Consider the following 21606-nt stretch of genomic DNA (forward strand, 5'->3'; position numbering starts at 1 on the left):
CTGCACATTTCACCGGGCTTTAGCTGCCCTGGCAATGAATCCATAGCAGCCCTATAACACATAAAAAGGCCCGGCAGAATCCGCCGGGCCTTTTTGCTATATTAAGGGTGAAGTCTGTGTTTTATTTATTCCTAATGATCTTGAACTCGGTGCGGCGGTTGAGCTGGTGCTCTGCCTCAGAGCATTGCACGTTGTCGCCGCATTTGTTCACCAGCTTGGTTTTGCCGTAGCCTTTCGCCGTCAGCCTGCTCTTGTCTATGCCCTTCGACACGATATAGTCCACGGCTGCCTGCGCTCTCTTCTCAGACAACACCTGGTTGTAGTTCTGGCTCTCGCGGCTGTCGGTGTGCGCGCTCAGCTCCATGGCCACCTTCGGGTTGCTCTGCAGCAGCGAAGCCAGCTTGTCCAGTTCCCTGGCCGCATCCGGGCGTATGTCCCACTTGTCCAGGTCGTAGTAGATGTTCTCCAGCACGATGGCTTTCTCCAGCTCGTTCTTGTCGAACAGCAGCGCCACCTCTACCGTGTCAGGCGCCGTGGCCGGTATCTGCGCCACCGCCAGCGTGTTCAGGTAGCCTTCGCGGGCACCCGTCAGGGTATAGGTGTTGCCTTTCCTTCCGTCCATAAAATACTTTCCTGCATCGTCTGTCATCACGATCGCAGAGTCAGCGGTGGCTTCCTGCGCCACGATTACCGTTGTTCCCGGCAGCGGCCCCTGCACCGTGCGCTTCTGCTCGTTTTGCTTCCGCTCCAGCGTCGTAATGGCCAGCACCACCGGCTTCTGCAGTATCGTGAAGGTGTAGATATCGTCGGTACCGTTCTGCGCGTCGCGGTTAGACGACAGCAGGCCTTTCTCGCCCGGCTCGGTGAACATAATGCCGTAATCGTTTTTAGGTGAGTTTACCGGATAGCCGAGGTTCCTGACAACACGCCAGTCGCCTTGTGCACCCTCCGCCGAGAATACATCCAGCCCGCCCATGCCCACATGGCCGTCGGAGGCGAAGAACAGCTTGCCGTTGGCGTCCACGTACGGGAAGCTCTCGCGGCCCGGCGTGTTGACGGTGGTGCCGGCGTTCACAGGCTCCCCCCAGCTGCCGTCGGCCCGGCGCTCGGTGTAATAGATATCCGTTTCGCCCATGCCGCCGGGCATGTCGGATGTAAAGTACATCACCTTCCCGTCTGGCGTCAGCGCCGGGTGGCCCACCGAGTACTCGTCTACCTTATTATATTCGAAGGGCTTGATGTTGCCCCAGTTGCCGCTCTCTTTCTCAGCCGTGAAAATCTCCAGCCTGTTGAGGTGCTCTTTCTCCTCGGAGGCAGGCGCTTTCACCCAGCTGGTCGGGTCGGCGTTTGCGTACGCCTTTCTCGTCACTACCTGCGTGCGGGTGAAGTACAAGGTTCTGCCGTCTTCCGCGGCAGAGGCCGTGGCGTTGTGGTAATCGGCGTTGATGACGTCCTGCAAGGCTTTTGGGTTTCCCCAGTTACCCTGCACATCCTGCTCTGCCGTAAAGAGCTGCAGGTAAGGGCGCCCCGTCCAGCCATATATAGCCGTCTTGTCTTTTGGAGTTTCCAGGCCCCTGTCGGAGGTGAAGATGATGCCTTTGTTGCCGTACTGCATCGGGCTGAAGTCGGAGAAGTTGGCGTAGTTCAGCACCTGCAGCGGCTCTATCGTCGCTACGGCCGGCTGGTTGACCCACCTCGCGGCAGTCTCAGCCGCCTGGATCAGTTCCTGCGCCTGCTCTGCCTTGTCGGGCATCTCCTCGCCCCAAAGCATATACTGCTCTTTGGCCTCGGCATACTTGCCGTTGCTGCGCAGGGCCTCCGCAAAATAATACAGGTTCATGGGCTCACGGCCCTGCATGGCAACCACTTTGCCATACCAGTTCTCGGCCATCTGCGTCTGGCGCGTCAGGCGATACGAATCGGCAATGCGTTTGGCTGTCTCCAGATCCGGCGTGCGTTTCTGCACTGCCTCCTGGTACTCCTGCAGCGCCAGCGCGAACTCAAAGTTCTCGTAGTACTTGTTTGCCTTGCGCAACGACGACTGGCCGTTCGCCGCGGGGGCTAAGCCTAACATTGCCGCCACTACGAGGCATAAGGGTGTGTATTTGTAGTTCATAGGTATATGCGCTAAAAATTAAAAGTACTGTGGTGTCAGCATTTTCGTGTCTTTCTTCTTCTTGAAGAAGTAATAGCCAACCGAAACCTCGTGGGTGTTAAAGCCCCCCAGGCCGTTCAGCATTTTGTCGTAGGCATAGCCCACGCGCAAGGTCTTCAGCACCTGCAGCTCCGCGATCAGGGCCACTGCCGTGCGCTTGGTTATATCCTCTCCCTCGGTCTCGCCAAACAGCTCCATGCTCGTGCGGTAGGAGCTGCCCAGCCACAGGCGGTCGCTCAGCAGCACAAAGGCATTCAGGTCTATGTTGGCAGGGGCGTTGAAATCCTCCTTCACCAGCACACTGGGCTTGAATTTCAGGAACGGGCTCACATCAAACACATAGCCTGTGGTGAAGTAGAAATGGCGCTCCGGCTCCACCTGGTCCATGTCCTCGTACTGCAGCAGGTCGGAGGCCGACAGGCCGGCGTAGAAGCGGGGGGTGTGCAGGTAAGCGCCCAGCTTCACGTCCGGCTTTATCGTCGTCTCCTTGCCTGACGGAATAGAGGCGTCTCCCTCAATCCCGAGCTTTGAGCCGTCCATGGTGTACTGCACCAGCCCCGGCGCCATGCCCAGGCTCATTACGGCGTTCGCGCTGATCGGCAGCTTTACGGCGGCATTGGCATACACACTGAACGTGCTTTGCGCACCGATCTCGTCGCGGGTCATGTTCAGGCCCAGGCCGAGCCTGTCGTTTGCCACCACGCCGTCCACGGCCAGTGTCTGCGTATTGGGCGCTCCCTCCACACCTGTCCACTGCGAGCGGTGAAAGGCGTTCAGGTTCAGCACGTTCTTGCTTCCGGTGTAGGCCGGGTTGATGGACATGCTATTGAAGATATACTGCGAGTACTGCGGATTCTGCTGGGCGCTGGCCGCCGTTGTCAGCAGCAGCGCGAGCATTAAGTAAATTATTTTCATATTGATTGAAATTTCAGGTTTTACGACTACTGCTTATCGGAAAATAGTTGTGTATCCGGTGAATTCTTTCACGACACCCTCACATACTGTCACCCTTACCTTATAGAAGTAAGTACCCTGCTCCAGCTTGTTTCCCTTCCAGTCGTTCTTGTAGTTCTTCGTCTTGAAAACCTCAGAACCCCAGCGGTTGAAGACCGTCACGTCGCAGTTAGCGAACTTCTCCAGGTTTTTGATCACCCATGCATCGTTGTTGCCGTCCCCGTTCGGGCTGAATGCTTTCGGGAAGTTCAGCTGCCCGTCGGCAAGGGAGGCGTCGATGGCGGCGCTGGCGGCGAGGCCTCCGCAGGTGCCATTCAGGGCCACCACTGTCACCTCGCCTGTGGCTGTTGCACTCTCCGCCTTCACTTTGATAGAGGCGGTTCCCTGCCCGGCGGTGATGGTGAAACCAGCGGGCACGGTCCATTCGTAGCCTGTAGCGCCTTGTGCGGCATCCACACTGTACGTGAGGCCGTCGCATACGCTGCTGTTGTCGTGGATAGTGGCCGGTGTAAGTGGCGGCACTGTTATGCTAACCTCAGTCGAGATGCGCGCTGCCGTACCGCAGCCATTGGTGGCAACCACGGCGATGGTTCCGCCTGTGGCGGTTCCGTTTACTGTGATAGTGCCAGTCCCGTCTCCGGATACCAGTGTCCAGCCAGTAGGCACGGTCCAGTTGTAGGTCACGCCTTCCTCCACAGTAGCCAAAGTATACACGATGCCCTGGCTGTCGCGGCACACGGCGGCGTCTCCCACTATCTGGTTTGCCTCCATCGGTGCAAGTGACGGGGCGACGTTTAAGGTAGCTGCGTTGCCTGTGCCACATCCGTTGATCACGCGTACTGTTACCTGGCCTTCGCCTGTGCCAACCTCCGCTACAATGCTGGCAGTGTTCTGTCCGCTCACCAGTCTCCAGGTAGCAGGCACTGTCCATATATAGCCGGTGGCCCCGGTTACAGAAGGTATGGTAAAGGCCAGTTGCCCGCCGATGCAGGCGCTTGTTTCACCGGTAATGGCTGGCGCGGCAAGCTTGTCGTTTACAACTACTGCCTTCACTGTCGTGGCGCTGCCGCCGCAGGCATTGTCTGCGGTTACGCCCACGTTACCGGAAGTCGCCCCCACCTGTACCGTTACCTGTGCGGTGCCTTCGCCGCTGATGATTTCCCATCCGGCCGGGAGCGTCCAGGTATATCCCGTGGCGCCCGTCACGGCAGCCACACTGTAAGTCACTTCAGTGCCTGCACACACCGTGGCGTTGCCAGAGATGGCAGCTGGAGCCGCCGGACTTGGGCTGATGGTGCTGTTATAGGTACGCTCCCCGCTCTTCCCGCACTCGTTTACCGCTTTTACCTTGACAGTTCCTGCGGCTGCGCCTGCTGTTACGGTGATAGAGGGTGTGCCCTCGCCCGCTGTGATTACCCAGCCCTGTGGCACGACCCACTCATATGATGTGGCACCCGCCACGGCTGCAATGCTGTAGGTATTGCCTGTTCCCTGGGCACACACGGCAGACGGGCCGGTAATGGCACCCGGTGTGGCCGGTTTGTTGTTCACGGCTACGGCCAGTGTTGTGGCCGGGCTGCTGTCGCAGCTGTTGTCCGCAGTCACAGCGATGTTACCTGACGCTGTGCCCACCTGTACCCTTACCTGTGCGGTGCCTTCGCCGCTGATGATTTCCCATCCGGCCGGGAGCGTCCAGGTATATCCCGTGGCGCCCGTCACGGCAGCCACACTATAGGTTATTTCAGTGCCTGCGCACACGGCGGCGTTTCCGTTGATGGCTGCAGGCGCTACCGGCACCTCGTTCACCTGTACCGCAATCGCAACTGCGCTTGTGGTGCCGCATGCATTGCTCGCTTTCACGCTCACATCACCGGCGGAGCTGCCAACCTGTACTTTAAAGGTGCGGGTGCCTTCGCCTGAAACCACTGTCCAGTCTGCGGGTATGTCCCATATATAACTGTCGGCACGGGCTATGGCAGCCGTACTGTAGGTCACCTCATCCCCCACGCACACCGTGCGGCTGCCTGTAATAGCAGTCGGCGCCGCCGGCAAGGTTGTGGTTGTGATTACTTTGGTGGCAAGCGTTGTGGTAAAGCAGCTATTGCTTACCACCAGGGTCAACGACCCTCCCAACACACCGGCGCTTACCTGCACGGCGGGCGTATTGTTCCCGGCTGTGATCTGCAGGCCGCCCGTGGCTACCCAGGTATAGGTCACTTCATCGCTGTAAGCCGTCACGCTGTAGGCATTGCCTGTGCTGTTCTGGCAGATGGTGGCGGGCCCTGTGATAGCAGGGTTAGCCAGGCGCTTCACAACGTTCACCTCTTTCGTGGCTGTAAAGGTGTTTCCACAAAGGTCAGTCACCGTTACTTTCACCGTGCCAGAAGCGGCCCCGGCACTTACGGTGATGCTGCTGCCTGTTTGCGCCACCTGTGTCAGCCCGCCTGTGAGGGTGAAGGCGTAGGTAGCGCCCGGTATGGGTGTTGCCGAGAACACGGCGTTCGTGATTCCTTCGCAAAGCGTGAGTTCGCCTGTGAGCTCAACTGCTGTTACCGGTACGCAGGTCACGTCAATTTCTTCCTGGTCTGTGTTATCCCCCGGATTTGTGTCAGGCACCGTCGTGCCGGGAGCCACCACCACCGTGTTCAGGATTTTGCCCGGCGCGGTTATTCTGGCTAACAGGGTGAGGGTTGCCTGGCCGTTTACTGGCAGGCTGCCGATGGTATAAAGTCCTGTTGTCGGGTTGTAGCCCCCCTGGCTTACAGAGGCAGACACAAACGCAAGGCCTGCCGGAAGCAGCTCCGTCAAGGTAACTCCCTCAGCAGCGTATGGACCTGCGTTGTTCACCGTGATAGTGTACGTCACGTTGCCGCCTACCATATAGGGTGCGCCTGAGGCAACTTTCGTTACACTCAGGTTGGAGCTGATCACCGGCACGACGATCTCCTCTTTGTCGGTGTTGTCGTCCTGCTTCGGGTCTGTCTCGTTGCTTCCAACGGTCACGGTGTTCTCAATAGCACCTGCTGCCACAATGTCGAACGTCAGCTTTATCTCGCTGCTCTCGCCAAACTGCAACATATCCATACTCCAGGTGTAGGTGCTTTCGTTGAAAGTGCCGTTGCTATAAACAGCAGAACCGGGCACGTAGCGCAGGCTAGCCGGGAAATTATCCGTTATCACAAGTTTGGTAGCGGTCCCCGGGCCTGCATTGCTGACAACGATGGTATAGGTCACCTGCTCGCCGACGCGGTATTCTCTGGCAGGGGCGGTTTTGGTGATACTGAGGTCCGGATACAAGTTGGAAGGCAGGAACAGGTTGTTCCTGTCATTGAGCACCACCTTGCCCTCCAGCGACATCACCCTTCCTTCTACAATCACGCCATGCAGGTTGATGTCTTTTTTAGCCAGCACATTCCCTTTCATCGCGGAGATGCTGCCCAGCCTCACCTCGCCGCTTATCACCCAGTAAAGGTTCTTTACTTTCGCACGGTTCTGCTCCAGAATACCCGCATTCGGGGATTCTGAGATCAGGTCGCCATCCACGATGATGATAAACACGGAGTTGTCATCGCCTAATCCATCCAGTGTTAGGACACCTTGCAGGCTTAGGTCGCCACTAATCCTGTAGGTACCGGGCGTCAGGGTCGTTCCTGTGCCGATAATGGGAGAAATGGTATTGACAGGTTGGCTGGCGAGGAGGGAGTTATAGGCGGACAACGCGTCTCGCATGCCGCTTGCGGCAGCATCAGTGCCTTTTTCGGCACGGCCCTTCAGAATTGTTATCGCCTCTTCCCCGAATATGGTAGTACCGGGATGCACGCCGATGTTTCCCGTTACACCGGTCACCCCGTTGTTCACGATTTCTGTGGCGGCCAGCACGGTGAAGGGAGTTGCTTGCTTAAGCGTTGGGTCATTCTGCGCGAAGCTAAGGGTGACGCTCGCAGCCAGGGAGAGATAGACTAAGAGTAAAGTTCGGATCATAGGGATATATTAATACAAATTGTTAATTCACTCCTTTAAATTACTGACTTGTATAATCTTATATATAGATATATGATTAACAATATTATTTACTCTTAATCTTAAATAATGTTGCCTGAAAGCGCAGTATTTTCCCAAAAAATATAAACAAAACTAAATATATTAATTAAAAGATATACCAGCGGGCGCGTCAGCGGGCTTTTAGGATGATTTTGACGCAAAAGAACTCCATAACATCTGATCAACCGGGAGCAAAAATACAGATTTTTCTATATAAAAGAATAAGATATATAAATATATAAAAAATAAAATTGGTACACACCCAAAATGACCTAATCCGACTCCTGATAGCAGTTTACAAATCAGAATAGCTAAAATATTTCCGAATGTAGTGCAACAAAAAGCCCTGCTGCAGAATCTGCAGCAGGGCTTTTTGCCTTGATTGTATGAAATATGTTATCAGACGTTCACGTGGCGCTCGGCGTGGTAAGAAGACCGCACCAACGGGCCCGACTCCACATATTTAATTCCCCGGTTAAGGCCTTCTTCGCGGTAGTGGGCAAACAGGTCGGGGTGGATGAACTCGGCCACCTCCAGGTGCATCTTGGTCGGCTGCAGGTACTGACCGAGGGTCAGGATATCACAGCCGTTCGCGGCCAGGTCGTCCATCGCCTCGTACACCTGCTCGCGCGTCTCGCCCAGCCCCAGCATGATACCGGTTTTGGTGCGCTTGCCATATTCCTTGGTGCGGCGGGTCTGCTCAAGGCTACGCTCGTACTTGGCCTGTGGCCGCACGCGGCGGTATAGCGCCTTCACCGTCTCCATGTTGTGTGACACGACCTCCTGCCCCGGCGAGATCATCGTGATCAGGGCATCCCAGTTCGCTTTCACATCCGGGATCAGGGTTTCGATGGTGGTGGTCGGCGAGAGCAGCTTCACCTGCTTCACTGTTTCGTTCCAGATGGCAGCGCCACGGTCCTTCAGCTCATCGCGGTTTACGGAGGTGATCACGGCGTGCTTCACGCCCATCAACTGGATGGCCTCCGCCACGCGGCGCGGCTCATCCTCGTCGTACTCGTTGGGCCGGCCGGTGGCCACGGCACAGAACGAGCAACTGCGGGTGCAAACGTTCCCTAAGATCATGAACGTAGCGGTGCCTGCCCCCCAGCACTCGCCCATGTTCGGGCAGTTGCCGCTTTCGCAAATGGTGTGCAGTTTATATTCGTCTACGATGCTCCTTACTTTGGCGTACTCCTTCCCGACCGGCAGCTTGACGCGCAGCCAGTTTGGCTTACGGGGCTGGCCCAGCGCGTTCAGCCCCTCGGGCGTGGCATTAGGCTGTATAACCGGAAGTGTCATTAATTCATCCATGTTGCAAAGATAGGAAGTTATGCGTTAAGAGGTTGCCGCAGGGCTAAAAATGTAGCCGCGCGGGGTTGCTTCTTAACAAAACAGGAGAGTGGTTTGTTCGGGGAGCGGGTTAATTGCGGCTGCCGTAGTAGAGGTTCAGGTACACGGAGGTAAAGGTCTTCTTGTTGCCGGCGTTGGGGATGATGATGGGCGTGCTGGCGTAGCGCTCCACCATAAAGCCCACCTCTATGCCGGCGATGCTCTCGCGGTAACGGCCGTACTCAAAACTGAGCCCGGCCTTCAAATGCACCCCGGGCTTGAGCTTCATCTCGCCCAAGCCCCGGAACACGTTATCGCTGCCCAGGATGTAGTCGCGGTCCAGGTGCTTGCCCGGGTCATACTGCTCGGTGCGGATGCTTGTGCCCTGGCCACCGTAGTTGTAGTCTATATAATAGGGCACCAGCAAGCCCAGTGACGGCCCCGCTGCCGCCAGGGCGTTTACCTGCACCCCCGACTCAGGCGCCTTCTTGAAAAGCACCACCTCGCGGCCATAGTGCGGCCGCACCACGAACAGGTAATTCTGCTTGCCATATACAAACGCCTCCCCTGAGATAGGGCTGAAGTCGCGGTTTTCCTTCGGGTGCTTCACCTCCACGATCTCCAGCCCGCCGAACTGGTACATCTGATCGCTCATATAGAACGAGGAGCGGATAAACGCCCCGCCGATCAGGCCGCCGTTGGAGTTGAAGTTCACGCCGTAGCTCAGCTCGTTCTGGAAGCTTTCATCCTCCTCGGATTGGGCTTTGACCTGAGCAGCCAGCAGCAGTGCGAAAGCAAGCAGGAGTAAAAGGGGTCGGACCAAGGATTTGTGTCTTTTAGATTATATAAAAGTAAGTAACTTTACGCTGATTTCAAAAACTGAGTTTACACCTATGGCTACCATAAAAAGCACCTACAAAGGAAGTTTGCGCACTTCCGCCCAACATCTATCCTCCGGTAACACCATCATCACAGATGCCCCGCTGGACAACAACGGCAAAGGCGAGGCTTTTTCGCCCACCGACCTGGTAAGCGCCGCCCTCGGCTCCTGCATGATGACCATTATGGGCATTGTAGCCAACCGCGCCAACATCGACATCGACGGCATGGACATGGAAATAACAAAGGTTATGGCTGCTGAGCCACGGCGCATTGCCGAGGTGGTGCTGAACTTTACCATGCCCGCCGGCAAAACCTACTCCGACAAAGAGAAGGCGATGCTGGAGAACGCCGCCCGCACCTGCCCGGTGGCCCTTAGCCTGCACCCGGATGTGAAACAGACGATCAGCTTCACGTATTAAACGCAAAGCGACGCTGCGACAGTATATAAACCGCTACGCCGCTACCTTTTTCTTCAGGGCGTCTACGCCAATGCTCATATGGGAGGCATCGTAGGTGCAAACGCCATCCTGCAGCAGCAGCAGCTGCGGCGACTGGTGGTGCACCTGCAGCACTTCAGCCACTTCGTTCGAAACCGGCCTGTAGCGCAACAGGTCCAGGTAATAGGCTTTTACATGGTCTAAGCCTGCGCCGTCCCACTGCCGCTCAATGCGGCTTTTAGCGGTGGCGCTTATCGAGCAGGAGGTGCTGTGCTTGAAAATCACCACCGGCGTCTCTTTTGATTCTGCAATTACCTCGTCCAGTTGCTCTGTGCTTGTTAGTGGGTGCCAATTCATATCACTCGTTTCTTTTTCTTCTTTAGTCTGTTTTCTTTTCCCGCTTGTGTTTTCTCTTCCTGAAGATCTTGGTCCATTTCACCGGTTTGCCGTTTTCGTTGAACTGGTACCCGGACCGCTCCTGCTGCTTTAGCCGCTTGCGGGCCGCCACTCCTTTTCTGAAACTATACGCGTGGGTGTTGAGGTGTGTCTCCTTGTAGGCAAGGTCCGCCTGCTCCGCCTCCTTCAGCGACTTGCGCATTTCCCGCTCGTGCCGCTCATGGGCCTTGAAACTGATCTGGCCATACCCTGGAAGGGCCACCAGCAGTAGCAGCAGCGCCAGGCCCCATGCGGCTTTCGCGGACCTGCTTTTACCTATATGCTCCTCTCCCTTCACCATCGTAAGAGATTATACTCTTCCTGAAAAAAGTAGTTTCTTTTGCTTACCATATACTCCAGCCCCCCTTCTTCACCCGGCCGTTCTTGTCGGTGGGCACTTTCACGGCCTCGAATCCCTGTCCTCCCTGCGTCTCCATCTTCACGCGGTTTCGCTTGCCGGTGGGCTTGGGGCAGGGGATGCCCTTGCGCTGGCAGCCGCTGCCCAGCACAAGCGTAAGGCAAAAGGCAGTGAGAAGGAAAGCGTGGAAAGTGCGCATGAGGCTGTAGGTTAAAGGTTCTTATATAGCGTTTATATAGTACTTAGCAAATATAGATTAATACTGTAACATTTCCTCTGCTTTTTGACGAAGACGCTGCTTCGGCAAAAACTCCTGTTCCAACGGCGGGGCAAAAGGCACGGCCGTATCCATGCTGGCGACGCGGGCCACCGGGGCGTCCAGCAGCTCAAAGCAGTGCTCCCCTATCCAAGCGGCAATCTCGCCGCCTATGCCTCCTGTTAACGTATCCTCGTGCAGGATCAGTACGCGTCCTGTCCTGGCCACTGCGGCCCGCACGGCCTCTTTGTCCCAGGGCAGCAGCGAGCGCAGGTCCAGTATATACAGGCTGGCATCTGTTAGCTCCTGCTGCAACTGCCTGGCCCAATGCACGCCCATGCCGTAGGTGATGATGGTCAGGTCGGTGCCTTCCGCCACGGTGCTGGCCTTGCCTATCTCCACGGTATAGTAATCGTCAGGTATCTCCTGCGAAACCGAGCGGTACAGCAGCTTGTGCTCAAAGTACATCACCGGGTTCGGGTCTTCGAGGGCGGCGTTCAGCAAACCTTTGGCATCGTAAGGCGAGGAAGGGTAAACAATTTTCAGGCCAGGCGTGTGGAAGAACCACGCCTCGTTGCTCTGCGAGTGGAACGGACCTGCCGCAGCGCCCGCCCCGGTGGGCATGCGCACCACCACATCGGCGTGCTGCCCCCAGCGGTAGTGGCTTTTGGCGAGGTTGTTCACGATCTGGCTAAAGCCCGCGCTCACAAAGTCGGCGAACTGCATTTCCACCATGCTCTTCTGCCCACGCACCGACAGACCCAGGCCTACGCCCACGATCGCCGACTCGCACAGCGGGGTGTTGCGCACGCGCTCTTTGCCGAACTGGTCCACGAAGCCTTCCGTCACCTTGAACACGCCACCATACTCGGCAATGTCCTGCCCCATCAACACCAGCTCCGGGTAGCGCTCCATGCTCTGCCGCAACGCGTCCGAGATGGCATCCACAAAGCGCCGCTCCGATTTTGCCTCCGAGGCCGGCTGGATCACCTCCTGGTCAAAGGGCCTGTACATATCCTCCAGTTCCTCCTGCGCATCGGCCTCTGGCATTGGCGTGGCAAAGGCGGCCTGCAAGCCATTCTCTATTTCGGCTCTGATTTCCTCTTTGATGCTCTCCAATACCTTATGCGTCAGGATCACCTCATCTAGCAGGTACTTCTCAAAGTTCTCCACCGGGTCTTTCTTCGCCCACTTCTCGAACAGCTCCTGCGGCACGTACTTAGTGCCGCTGGCCTCTTCGTGGCCGCGCATCCGGAAGGTAATGGCCTCGATCAGCATCGGGCGGGGGTTCTTGCGGATGCTGGCCGCTGCCTGCCGCACGGTATGGTATACTTCTATGATGTTGTTGCCGTCCACCTGCAGCGCATCGATGCCGTAGGCCGGGCCCTTGTCTATGAACTGGCCAAACTTAAACTGCTCGTTGCTGGGAGTGGACAAGCCGTAGCCGTTGTTCTCGATCATGAAGATGACGGGCAGGCCCCACACCGCCGCCACGTTCAGCGCCTCATGGAAATCCCCTTCCGAGGCGCCGCCATCGCCACTGAACACCAGCGTCACTTTCTCTTTTTTCTCCAGCAGGTCAGCCAGCGCGATGCCATCGGCCACGGCCAGCTGCGGCCCCAGGTGCGAGATCATGCCCACAATATGGTGCTCGTTGCTACCGAAGTGGAACGAGCGGTCGCGGCCCTTCGTGAAGCCGGTTTTCTTGCCCTGGAACTGGGCAAACAACCGGTCCAGCGGGACCTCGCGGCTCGTGAACACCCCCAGGTTGCGGTGCAGCGGCAGGATGTACTCGTCTTTGTCCAACGCCAGCGCCGCCCCGACCGATATGGCTTCCTGGCCGATGCCCGAAAACCACTTGCTTACCTTGCCCTGCCGCAGCAGCACCAGCATGCGCTCCTCAATCATGCGCGGCTTGAGGATGGCGCGGTACAGGCTGATCAGTTCGTCCTCGGTATAGTCTTTGCGATTGTAGTTCATCTCTGAAAAAAGAAACCTTGTTGAAGGGCGGCAAGTTACTATATCAGCGCATGACCTGAAATTTATGCCGCTTATTTTTAATTTTGTTGAAATTTAGACACAAGATATTAGACTCAGGACACAAGACTTATATAAGGATGAAGCAAGATTTCTTTCTTGATAGTCTTGTGTCTCATATCCTGTGTCCTGCGTCCATTCGAAAAACATGATAGACTTCAAAGAATTTACCCTTGACAATGGCCTGCGCGTGATCGTGCACGAGGACCACACCAGCCCGATGGCAGTGCTGAACGTGCTCTATGACGTGGGCTCCCGTGACGAAGAAGAGGCCCATACCGGGTTCGCGCACCTGTTTGAGCACCTGATGTTCAGCGGCTCCAGGCACATCCCCATATATGACGAGCCGCTTCAGCGCGTGGGCGGTGAGAACAACGCCTTCACCAGCCCCGACATCACCAATTATTACCTGTCGTTGCCGGCGCAGAACATCGAGACGGGCTTCTGGCTGGAGTCGGACCGCATGCTGGAACTGGCTTTCAGCGAGAATGGCCTGGAGGTGCAGCGCAAGGTGGTGGTAGAGGAGTTTAAGCAGAACTACCTGAACCAGCCCTACGGCGATGTGTGGCTGAAGCTGCGCCCGCTGGCCTATAAGGAGCACCCTTACAAGTGGGCGACCATCGGCAAGGAGATCTCCCATATAGAGGACGCGACCATGGACATCGTGAAGGCGTTCTTCCGCAAGCACTACTCCCCAAGCAACGCCATTCTGGTGGTGGCCGGCAACGTGACCTTTGAGCGGGCAAAGGCCCTGACAGAGAAATGGTTCGGGCCGATACTTGCCGGAGAGAGATATGTGCGCAACAACCCGCCGGAGCCAAAGCAAACGGAGCCGCGCGTGCTGGAGACAAGCGCCGATGTGCCGCTGAGCGCCATATATAAAGCATACCATATGCCCGCCCGCACCGAGGACGATTACCACGCCGTGGATTTGATCAGCGACATCCTGGGCCGGGGCAAGTCGAGCAGGTTATATGACCGGCTGGTGAAGGAGCAGAAGCTATTCAACTCTATCTCAGCTTCGGTTTCAGGCTCTGTGGAACGCGGGCTGCTGATGATACAAGGCAAGCTGAACGAAGGCGTGGACCTGCAGGCGGCCAACGCGGCCATCGAGGCCATCAACCAGGAACTGATGGACCAGCTGGTGGACGAGGAGGAACTGAACAAGGTGAAGAACCAGGCCGAGACCTCTATTGTGTTCTCCGAGATCGAGCTGCTGAACCGCGCCATGAACCTGGCCTACAGCAAGCTCCTCGGCGATGCCAACCTCATCAACCAGGAGGGCGAGAAAGTGCAGGCCGTGACGCCGCAGGACATTCTGCGCTGCGCCAAAGAGGTGCTGGACCCGAATAACTGCTCCACCCTGCTCTATAAAGCGGAGAAAAAGAAGAAGAAAGCGGAAGAACCCGTGGCCGCAGAAGCGTAAGTTGTGGCAAAAGACCCTTTGACAAGAGACAAAGGATTCTTTGACAATATATAAGTCTATATAAGTACAACGGCTGCCATATTCCCGACAGCCGTTGTACTTATGTATTTAAACCCTGGAGTAGATTTTAACTTGCCAAGAAGTGAAAGCTCTTCCAGTTTTCACTTGAGGCGCCTTGTATATTTCTGGTGCCGCGGATGCGGCAGCCGTCAGGCAGGAAATCTACACAGCGCCGAGGGGAAAACGAGGCCGCTCGGCCTGAGAGCACCGCTGTCGGCTATAGGACTTCGAAGGAATTAAGCCAGAGGCATATGGAGCAGCAATGGTATATAGCAGTCCCAGAAATATGAATTCAGCCCGTAAGTTCTCAGCTCTACACTATTTAAGTTATAAAACCCTTCTTCCTTTTCAACTCCTTTGCTCACAACGCAACCTTCCCCGCACGATGTTTGTATATACAAACATTATCCATACCTTTGCAGTTACTGAAAGAGAGATGCGCATAGAAGACGAAATACATCAGAAGGAATTTAAGGATGATTACCGTCGTCTGCTCACAAACCTGTTGTTCACCAACAACTGGCTGAACCAGCAGCTCATGCCGTTCTTCAAAGAACTGGGGCTTACGCTGCAGCAGCACAATGTGCTGGCTATCCTACGGGGGCAACACCCCGACCCGGTGTGCTTCGGTGATATCCAGAACCGGATGGTGGACCGCAACTCCAATGTGACGCGCCTGATCGACAAGCTGATTGAGAAAGGCTACGTGACCCGTGACATCTGCCCGAGCAACCGGCGCATGATCGAGGTGCGCATTACGGAGCCGGGCCTGCGCAAGCTGCAGCAGGTGGATGAGAACTTCCCGAAGCTGTTCGCCAAACTGAATAACCTGACGCGCGAGGAAGCCGTTTTAGTAAGCAACCTGTTAGATAAGCTTCGCGGATAGCCTATTTTTTTATCCATATAGTTGTATACACAAATTATGTATACACACTAAACCAACAGCTATGAAAGACATTAAAATAAAAGACGCTACCATACCGGCCCTTGGGTTCGGGACCTATGAGTTGGCGGGAAACACGGCTCACAAAATGATAACGGCGGCCCTTGGCGCCGGCTACCGCCACATCGACACGGCGCAGATGTACCAGAACGAGGAAGCGGTGGGCAAGGCCGTCAAAGAAGCAGCCATCGCGCGTGAGGAGGTGTTTCTGACGACAAAGGTGCTGCCTTCCAACCTGGACAAGAAAAATTTTCTGCCGTCGGTGGAGGAAAGCCTGCGGAAACTCAAAACAGCGCACGTGGACCTGCTGCTGATTCACTGGCCAAACGCAGCGGTTCCGGTGGAGGAATATATGGCCGAGCTGGTGAAGGCGCAGGAGAAAGGCTACACAAGGCATATCGGCGTCAGCAACCACACCACAGCGCTGCTCGACAAAGTACTGGCCACAGGCGCCAACATCGTCACCAACCAGGTAGAGTATCACCCCTTCCTCAACCAGGACAGGCTATATAGCTACCTGCGCACCCACGACCTGACCCTGACGGCTTACAGCCCAATTGCGCACGGCAAGGTAATGGGCAACAGCACCCTGAGAGGCATCGGTGGAAAGTACGGCAAAAGCGAGGTGCAGATCACGCTCCGCTGGCTCCTGCAACAGGATGGCGTGCTGGCTATTCCGAGGTCCTCGAAAGAGAGCCACATGAAAGCCAACTTCGACATCTTCGATTTTGAGCTGACGCAGGACGACATGCAGCAGATACACCAGCTGACGCAGCAAAACAGCCGCCTCATCAACCCTGCTACCGCCCCGGCCTGGGACTAGAAAACCAAAGCAATTATAGGATGAAGCGCCTGCCCCTACGAAAGGGGAAAGCGCTTTTAATGAGCATAAAACTAATAATCAAGCATTTAATAATTAGCAATTAATATGACACAAGCACTTTTAAAACCGATAACATTAAACGACCTCGAGCTGAAGAACCGTGTGGTGATGGCCCCCATGACGCGAAGCCGCGCCGACAACAAGGGCAATGTCCCGAATGACCTGATGGTGACGTATTACACGCAGCGCGCCGGCGCCGGACTAATCATTTCGGAAGGCTCGCAGATATCGAAGCAAGCAGAAGGCTATATCAACACGCCCGGTATTTACACGCCGGAGCAAGTGGAAGGCTGGAAGAAAGTGACAGCGGCCGTACACGCGGAAGGCGGTAAAATCTTCCTTCAGCTGTGGCACGTGGGCCGCATGTCGCACCCTGATTTCCAGGACGGCGAGCTGCCCGTCGCCCCATCCGCAATCAACCCGAACGCCCAGGCGTACACGCCGCATGGATTCAAGGACACGGTGACACCGCGCGCGCTGGAGATCCCGGAAATAAAGGCAATCGTGCAGGACTACCGGAACGCCGCAAAGAACGCCATGGACGCAGGCTTTGACGGTGTGGAGATTCACGCCTCGAACGGCTACCTGCTGCACCAGTTCTTCGTGAGCACAGCCAACACCCGGACCGACGCATATGGCGGCTCCAAAGAGAACAGGGCGCGTATCTTGTTCGAGGTGCTTGACGCGGTGAAGGAAGTCGTGCCGGTTGAGCGCATCGGCGTTCGCCTGAACCCCAGCCTGCACGGGGGCTTTGGCATCACGCTGAACGGGGACACCATCCCGACGTACGATTACATCATAGAAAAGCTGAACGACTACAAGCTATCGTACCTGCACCTGACAGAGGCGGCGCCCAGCGTGAAAAACATGCCGGATGCCGAGCCGAACATCGCCAAGCGCTACCGCCCCCTTTACAAAGGCAACTTAGTGATCAACGGCGGCTTTAAGCAGGAAACCGGTAACCAGGTGATTGAGGAGGGCGATGCCGACATGGTGGCCTTCGGGGTGCCGTTCATCGCCAACCCTGACCTGCCGGAGCGCTTTGCCCAGAGCGCGGACCTGCAACAGGCCGACCAGAACACGTTCTACGCGCCCGGTGCCAAAGGCTATATCGATTACCCGACGCTGGCGGAAGCCGAGGCTTAAGCCAACGGCGCTTGATGTACCCTCTTTATATATAAACTAAAGAACAGCCAGTTGCCGAAAGGCGGCTGGCTGTTTCTTTTCCGGCAAAGCCTATGGACAGGCCATGATTATGGCGGCAGGGCCAAGGCCGGCGCAGCAAAAATCAGCAGGCTGTTTACCTTTTCAGCACAAATTAAGCTACTTTTACTTTCCAGTCCTGCAGCTAAAGAGCGGCACAACAGGCCTGAAACAAGGATATTCGACATGAAACTGAAAATAAGAACAGGCTTCGGCTACGATGTGCACCAACTTAAGGAGGGGCTGGATTTCTGGCTCGGCGGCATCAGGGTTCCCCACACGCACGGGGCGCTGGGCCATTCCGATGCCGATGTGCTGATTCACGTGATCTGCGATGCCCTGCTGGGCGCGGCCAACATGCGCGACATCGGCTTCCACTTCTCCGACAAAGACCCGAAGTACAAAGGCATCGACAGCAAACTGCTGCTGAAAGAAGTGGTGCACCTGCTGGCGCTGGAAGGCTATGAGATCGGCAACATCGACTCAACGGTGTGCCTGCAGGAGCCCAAGGTGAACCCGCACATCCCGGCCATGAAAACCTGCCTGGCGGAAGTGATGGGTATCCCGGAGACGGACATCTCCATCAAGGCCACCACCACCGAGCACCTGGGCTTTGTAGGCAAAAAGGAAGGCGTGGCCGCTTACGCAACCGTTCTGATCGTGAAGCAGTAGGAAGCAGGGCACGGCGGCATATACCGCTGCGCCTTTGCCCTAAACTCATCCATATATAAACCAGTCTGATACTTTACATCAACCACTAATTCACACAAACTACTATATGCGACATTATGTCTATGGCTATGTGCTGCTGGCCGCCCTCGGGTTTGGCTGCGCAAAAACACCGGCCACTTCCACTACCGGCACAGCCGGAACAGCCACAACAAGTCCGGTAACCGATGCGGCCGTGCTCAGCGAGGCTGCGCCGAAATATGCCAGTTCTGTTACCGCCGCTGACCTTTCCAGGCACCTCACCATCCTGGCCTCCGATGAATACGAAGGCCGCAACACCGGCGAGAAAGGGCAGAAGATGGCAGCCGAGTATATAGCGCGCGAGTTCCGTGAGGACGGCCTGGCCGGCCCTGTAAAGAACAACACCGCCAACCCCTATTACCAGCCCTTCGACCTGGAGCGGAGCATGTGGGGCGATGGCTACATGCTCATCGGCAAGGAGAAATACCTGATGATGCAGGATTTCTTCGTGCTGGGCAGCTCCCCTTTCCAGACCGAGCAGGCCGTGGACGTGGTGTTTGCCGGTTACGGGATTGATGACCCCGCCTACTCAGACTACGCCAACCTGGATGCAACAGGCAAGGTGCTGGTGGTGCTGGCCGGGGAGCCGAAGGGCGCTGACGGGAATTTCCTGGTGAGCGGCACCGCCAAAGCCTCGGACTGGGGCAACGACTACCGCATGAAGCGCAACGCCGCCTCCGAGCACGGCGCCAAAGCCGTGATGATCGTGACCGGCACCAACCCAGGCGAGTTCAACAGCCTGACGCAACGCTACAGGTCTTATGCCAACCGCCCGTCCATCGGCCTGAAGAGCAGCGCCGAAAAGCCGGAGGCGGCCACTATTTTTATATCGCCGGTGGCGGGTGCGACCCTGCTGAGCACTACTACCGAAAAACTGTTAAACTACAACACGCAGGTAGCCAGGGCAGGCAAGCCGGTAACAGCTGATTTCAAAGCTGCCAAAGACGTCAGGATCATGACGGAGCGCAAGTCCGATCCGCTGCCGACGGAGAATGTGCTGGGCTTTATCGAGGGCACCGACAAGAAAGACGAAGTAGTGGTGGTGACGGCGCATTACGACCATGTGGGCGTAGATTCCACCCTGCAGGGAGACCAGATATTTAACGGCGCCAACGACGACGGCTCCGGTACCGTGGCGGTGATAGAACTGGCCGAGGCGTTTGCCCAGGCGAAAAAGGACGGTTTCGGCCCGCGCCGCAGTATCCTGTTTATGACCGTGACAGCCGAGGAGAAAGGGCTCCTTGGCTCTGAGTATTATTCGGAGAACCCGGTCTTCCCGCTCGGGAATACGGTTGCCAACGTGAACATCGACATGATCGGCCGCATGGACACCGACCACGAGAAGACCAACGACAGCAACTACATCTACTCCATCGGGGCCGACAAGCTCTCCTCGGAGCTGCACCAGATAAACGAGGCCATGAACGAGAAGTACGTGAACCTGACCCTCGACTATACCTACAACGACGAGAACGACCCGAACCGCTTCTACTACCGCTCCGACCACTATAACTTTGCCAAGCACGGCATCCCGATCGTGTTTTACTTCAACGGCGTGCACGCTGACTACCACCAACCGTCCGACGAGGTGGACAAGATCATTTTCGAGAGCGCCGAGAAAGTGGCAAGGCTGGCGTTCCACGTAACCTGGGAACTGGCCAACCGCGAAAACCGCATCGTGGTAGACAGCAACAAAAAATAGTTCTGAGTGCCGGGTTACGGGTTGAGTTAATCAGCAGTAAAAAATGGCTGCACTGTTTCCTTCACAGAGCAGCTTGCCATACAAGCCTTGAATTCGTAATTCTTAATTATTTAGAACGTTACAGAAAAACACCCTAACTTTAAGGGTGTTTTTTCTTTTATCAGCACAAAAAAGTGAAGCTATATATAGACAAAGACCGTAGGGGAGATTAGCATGAGTAAACTGAAACAGTTTCTGCTGGATGCAGAGACAAAATCCTTTGACAAGGGCCACCGCGCGACCATCCGGTTCAACATCGGCAAGTATAACACTGCTGTGGCGCGTGGCCTCACCCAATACACCGACCATGAACTGGCCCGTGAGCGTGGCTCTTTTATAAAAACCAACACCATCAACAACCTCGACAAGTACCTCATGGAGTTCGAGGCCAACTTCACTGCCCGTGGCGGCAAAGTGATCTGGGCCCGCGACGCACAGGAGGCGCTGCGGGAGATCGGGGAGATCATGAAGCGCAAGCGCGCCCGGTCGGTGGTGAAGTCCAAGTCGATGACGACCGAGGAGATCCACCTGAACGAGTACCTCGAGAAGAACGGCATCGAAACCGTGGAGACCGACCTGGGCGAATATATTGTGCAGCTGGCCGAGCAGCGCCCGTACCATATCGTGACGCCGGCCATGCACATGTCCAAGAAAGACATCGCGGAGCTGTTTGTGCGCAAACTGGGCATCCCGCTCACCGACAACGCCGAGGAGCTGGTAGCCGTGGCACGCAAGGTGATGCGCGAGAAGTACACAGCGGCAGAGGTAGGCATCACGGGGGGCAACTTCCTGATTGCCGATGTGGGCGGCATCGCCGTGACGGAGAATGAGGGCAACGCCCGCCTCTCCACCACCTTCCCCAAAACGCACATCGCCATTGTGGGCATCGAGAAGATGATCCCCTCTATCATGGACCTGGACCTGTTCTGGCCGCTCCTGAGCACCAGCGGCACCGGCCAGAACGTGACCATCTACAACACCATCATGACGGGCCCGCGCCAGCCGAAGGAAAAAGACGGGCCGGAGGAAATGTACGTGATCCTGCTCGACAACGGCCGCACCGACCTGCTGGCGCTGCCCGAGAAGCGCGAGGCCCTGAACTGCATCCGCTGCGGCGCCTGCCTCAATGTGTGCCCGGTCTATAAAAACATCGGCGGCCATACCTACGAAACCACGTACAGCGGCCCGATTGGCTCCGTGATCTCACCGCATTACGACGGCATGGCCGAGCACAAGCACCTGAGCTTTGCCAGCTCCCTTTGCGGCGCCTGCACCTCCGTGTGCCCGGTCAAGATCAACATCCACAACCTGCTGCTGCTGAACCGCAAGCAAAGCGTAGACGAGGGCCTGGCCGACAAGCAGGAGACCACGGCGTTTAAATTCTGGCTGAAGGCGATGAAGAGCCGCACGCTGCTGAACCTGGCCCCGGCCTTTGCGAAGAACTTCGTGCTGAAGCAGATCCTGAAAGACACCTGGAGCAAGCGCCGCGAACCGCTGCACGTGCCGCCAAAATCGTTTAACCAGCTCTGGAAGGAGCGTCAGAAATAAACAAAAAGCCTGCTATCTATATAGCAGGCTTTTTTATGAACTAAAGAATATCAACTCAAAAGAACATGAGGTCAGAAGTCAGTCAGTTATATAATAGGAGGTTATATAAAAAGTAGCCTTAGACTTGATTTTGCACGGAGTGAAAGCTCTTCCAGTTTTTCCTGGAGG

17 protein-coding genes are annotated in these 21606 nt (G+C 56.2%); 8 read left to right on the forward strand and 9 right to left on the reverse strand.

The window, feature by feature from the left end; genetic code table 11:
* Positions 1 to 121: 121 nt before the first annotated feature.
* The 5 genes from ABD920_RS24005 to ABD920_RS24025 all read right to left on the reverse strand — a co-directional run bounded on the left by ABD920_RS24005 (position 122) and on the right by ABD920_RS24025 (position 9302).
* The gene (locus tag ABD920_RS24005; protein WP_345163353.1) at positions 122 to 2116 is read right to left on the reverse strand and encodes an OmpA family protein; all 1995 of its coding nucleotides are present in this window, start codon (positions 2114 to 2116) and stop codon (positions 122 to 124) included.
* 18 nt (positions 2117 to 2134) lie between these two features.
* Complete coding sequence (locus ABD920_RS24010; RefSeq protein ID WP_345163356.1) at positions 2135 to 3070, reverse strand: PorP/SprF family type IX secretion system membrane protein; 936 nt, start codon at positions 3068 to 3070, stop codon at positions 2135 to 2137.
* A gap of 33 nt (positions 3071 to 3103) precedes the next feature.
* Positions 3104 to 7090: an ice-binding family protein gene (locus ABD920_RS24015; protein ID WP_345163358.1), complete on the reverse strand. Its 3987-nt coding sequence runs from the start codon at positions 7088 to 7090 to the stop codon at positions 3104 to 3106.
* Positions 7091 to 7549: 459 nt separating this feature from the next.
* The gene (lipA, locus tag ABD920_RS24020; RefSeq protein ID WP_345163361.1) at positions 7550 to 8461 is read right to left on the reverse strand and encodes a lipoyl synthase; all 912 of its coding nucleotides are present in this window, start codon (positions 8459 to 8461) and stop codon (positions 7550 to 7552) included.
* A 109-nt stretch (positions 8462 to 8570) separates the two neighbouring features.
* Entirely contained in the window at positions 8571 to 9302 is a 732-nt protein-coding gene (locus tag ABD920_RS24025) for a hypothetical protein (RefSeq protein WP_345163364.1), read from the reverse strand.
* Between the two features lie 70 nt (positions 9303 to 9372).
* Between ABD920_RS24025 and ABD920_RS24030 the strand changes: the two genes are divergently transcribed.
* The gene (locus ABD920_RS24030) at positions 9373 to 9780 is read left to right on the forward strand and encodes an OsmC family protein (protein WP_345163368.1); all 408 of its coding nucleotides are present in this window, start codon (positions 9373 to 9375) and stop codon (positions 9778 to 9780) included.
* Between the two features lie 33 nt (positions 9781 to 9813).
* On the opposite strand, the gene ytxJ is transcribed toward ABD920_RS24030, so the two are convergent.
* Genes ytxJ through ABD920_RS24050 form a run of 4 tightly spaced genes read right to left on the reverse strand, consistent with a single transcriptional unit; the run spans position 9814 to position 12827 of the window.
* A complete protein-coding gene (gene ytxJ, locus ABD920_RS24035) occupies positions 9814 to 10155 on the reverse strand; it encodes a bacillithiol system redox-active protein YtxJ (RefSeq protein ID WP_345163371.1) in 342 nt (113 codons plus the stop codon).
* 22 nt (positions 10156 to 10177) lie between these two features.
* Positions 10178 to 10534, reverse strand: a complete 357-nt coding sequence (locus ABD920_RS24040) for a hypothetical protein (protein WP_345163374.1) — start codon at positions 10532 to 10534, stop codon at positions 10178 to 10180.
* Between the two features lie 43 nt (positions 10535 to 10577).
* The gene (locus ABD920_RS24045) at positions 10578 to 10790 is read right to left on the reverse strand and encodes a hypothetical protein (RefSeq protein ID WP_345163377.1); all 213 of its coding nucleotides are present in this window, start codon (positions 10788 to 10790) and stop codon (positions 10578 to 10580) included.
* 57 nt (positions 10791 to 10847) lie between these two features.
* Positions 10848 to 12827, reverse strand: a complete 1980-nt coding sequence (locus ABD920_RS24050; protein ID WP_345163380.1) for an alpha-ketoacid dehydrogenase subunit alpha/beta — start codon at positions 12825 to 12827, stop codon at positions 10848 to 10850.
* A 205-nt stretch (positions 12828 to 13032) separates the two neighbouring features.
* On the opposite strand from ABD920_RS24050, the gene ABD920_RS24055 reads away from it, so the two are divergent.
* The 7 genes from ABD920_RS24055 (at position 13033) to ABD920_RS24085 (ending at position 21438) form a co-directional block, all read left to right on the forward strand.
* On the forward strand, positions 13033 to 14310 hold the full coding sequence (locus ABD920_RS24055; RefSeq protein WP_345163383.1) for a M16 family metallopeptidase: 1278 nt from the start codon (positions 13033 to 13035) through the stop codon (positions 14308 to 14310).
* 496 nt (positions 14311 to 14806) lie between these two features.
* Entirely contained in the window at positions 14807 to 15256 is a 450-nt protein-coding gene (locus ABD920_RS24060) for a MarR family winged helix-turn-helix transcriptional regulator (protein WP_345163386.1), read from the forward strand.
* Between the two features lie 61 nt (positions 15257 to 15317).
* Positions 15318 to 16136, forward strand: coding sequence for an aldo/keto reductase (locus ABD920_RS24065; protein WP_345163389.1), 819 nt, complete (start codon positions 15318 to 15320; stop codon positions 16134 to 16136).
* A 105-nt stretch (positions 16137 to 16241) separates the two neighbouring features.
* Complete coding sequence (locus ABD920_RS24070) at positions 16242 to 17342, forward strand: alkene reductase (RefSeq protein ID WP_345163392.1); 1101 nt, start codon at positions 16242 to 16244, stop codon at positions 17340 to 17342.
* 243 nt (positions 17343 to 17585) lie between these two features.
* The gene (gene ispF / locus ABD920_RS24075) at positions 17586 to 18071 is read left to right on the forward strand and encodes a 2-C-methyl-D-erythritol 2,4-cyclodiphosphate synthase (RefSeq protein ID WP_345163395.1); all 486 of its coding nucleotides are present in this window, start codon (positions 17586 to 17588) and stop codon (positions 18069 to 18071) included.
* A 106-nt stretch (positions 18072 to 18177) separates the two neighbouring features.
* Complete coding sequence (locus tag ABD920_RS24080) at positions 18178 to 19851, forward strand: M28 family peptidase (RefSeq protein ID WP_345163398.1); 1674 nt, start codon at positions 18178 to 18180, stop codon at positions 19849 to 19851.
* Positions 19852 to 20064: 213 nt separating this feature from the next.
* Positions 20065 to 21438: a LutB/LldF family L-lactate oxidation iron-sulfur protein gene (locus ABD920_RS24085; protein ID WP_345163401.1), complete on the forward strand. Its 1374-nt coding sequence runs from the start codon at positions 20065 to 20067 to the stop codon at positions 21436 to 21438.
* Positions 21439 to 21606: the final 168 nt, after the last annotated feature.

It is taken from the genome of Pontibacter saemangeumensis, assembly GCF_039541895.1.
In the GTDB taxonomy this organism is placed as follows: Bacteria; Bacteroidota; Bacteroidia; order Cytophagales; family Hymenobacteraceae; genus Pontibacter; species Pontibacter saemangeumensis.

What these genes read in the sequence shown, in the direction of transcription:
- ytxJ (WP_345163371.1), bottom strand. Translation starts at nt 10,155, where the DNA reads ATGAATTGGCACCCACTAACAAGCACAGAGCAACTGGACGAGGTAATT.
- ispF (WP_345163395.1), top strand. Translation starts at nt 17,586, where the DNA reads ATGAAACTGAAAATAAGAACAGGCTTCGGCTACGATGTGCACCAACTT.
- ABD920_RS24030 (WP_345163368.1), top strand. Translation starts at nt 9,373, where the DNA reads ATGGCTACCATAAAAAGCACCTACAAAGGAAGTTTGCGCACTTCCGCC.
- ABD920_RS24080 (WP_345163398.1), top strand. Translation starts at nt 18,178, where the DNA reads ATGCGACATTATGTCTATGGCTATGTGCTGCTGGCCGCCCTCGGGTTT.
- ABD920_RS24005 (WP_345163353.1), bottom strand. Translation starts at nt 2,116, where the DNA reads ATGAACTACAAATACACACCCTTATGCCTCGTAGTGGCGGCAATGTTA.
- ABD920_RS24010 (WP_345163356.1), bottom strand. Translation starts at nt 3,070, where the DNA reads ATGAAAATAATTTACTTAATGCTCGCGCTGCTGCTGACAACGGCGGCC.
- ABD920_RS24055 (WP_345163383.1), top strand. Translation starts at nt 13,033, where the DNA reads ATGATAGACTTCAAAGAATTTACCCTTGACAATGGCCTGCGCGTGATC.
- ABD920_RS24065 (WP_345163389.1), top strand. Translation starts at nt 15,318, where the DNA reads ATGAAAGACATTAAAATAAAAGACGCTACCATACCGGCCCTTGGGTTC.
- ABD920_RS24040 (WP_345163374.1), bottom strand. Translation starts at nt 10,534, where the DNA reads ATGGTGAAGGGAGAGGAGCATATAGGTAAAAGCAGGTCCGCGAAAGCC.
- ABD920_RS24085 (WP_345163401.1), top strand. Translation starts at nt 20,065, where the DNA reads ATGAGTAAACTGAAACAGTTTCTGCTGGATGCAGAGACAAAATCCTTT.
- ABD920_RS24060 (WP_345163386.1), top strand. Translation starts at nt 14,807, where the DNA reads ATGCGCATAGAAGACGAAATACATCAGAAGGAATTTAAGGATGATTAC.
- ABD920_RS24070 (WP_345163392.1), top strand. Translation starts at nt 16,242, where the DNA reads ATGACACAAGCACTTTTAAAACCGATAACATTAAACGACCTCGAGCTG.
- ABD920_RS24050 (WP_345163380.1), bottom strand. Translation starts at nt 12,827, where the DNA reads ATGAACTACAATCGCAAAGACTATACCGAGGACGAACTGATCAGCCTG.
- ABD920_RS24045 (WP_345163377.1), bottom strand. Translation starts at nt 10,790, where the DNA reads ATGCGCACTTTCCACGCTTTCCTTCTCACTGCCTTTTGCCTTACGCTT.
- ABD920_RS24015 (WP_345163358.1), bottom strand. Translation starts at nt 7,090, where the DNA reads ATGATCCGAACTTTACTCTTAGTCTATCTCTCCCTGGCTGCGAGCGTC.
- lipA (WP_345163361.1), bottom strand. Translation starts at nt 8,461, where the DNA reads ATGGATGAATTAATGACACTTCCGGTTATACAGCCTAATGCCACGCCC.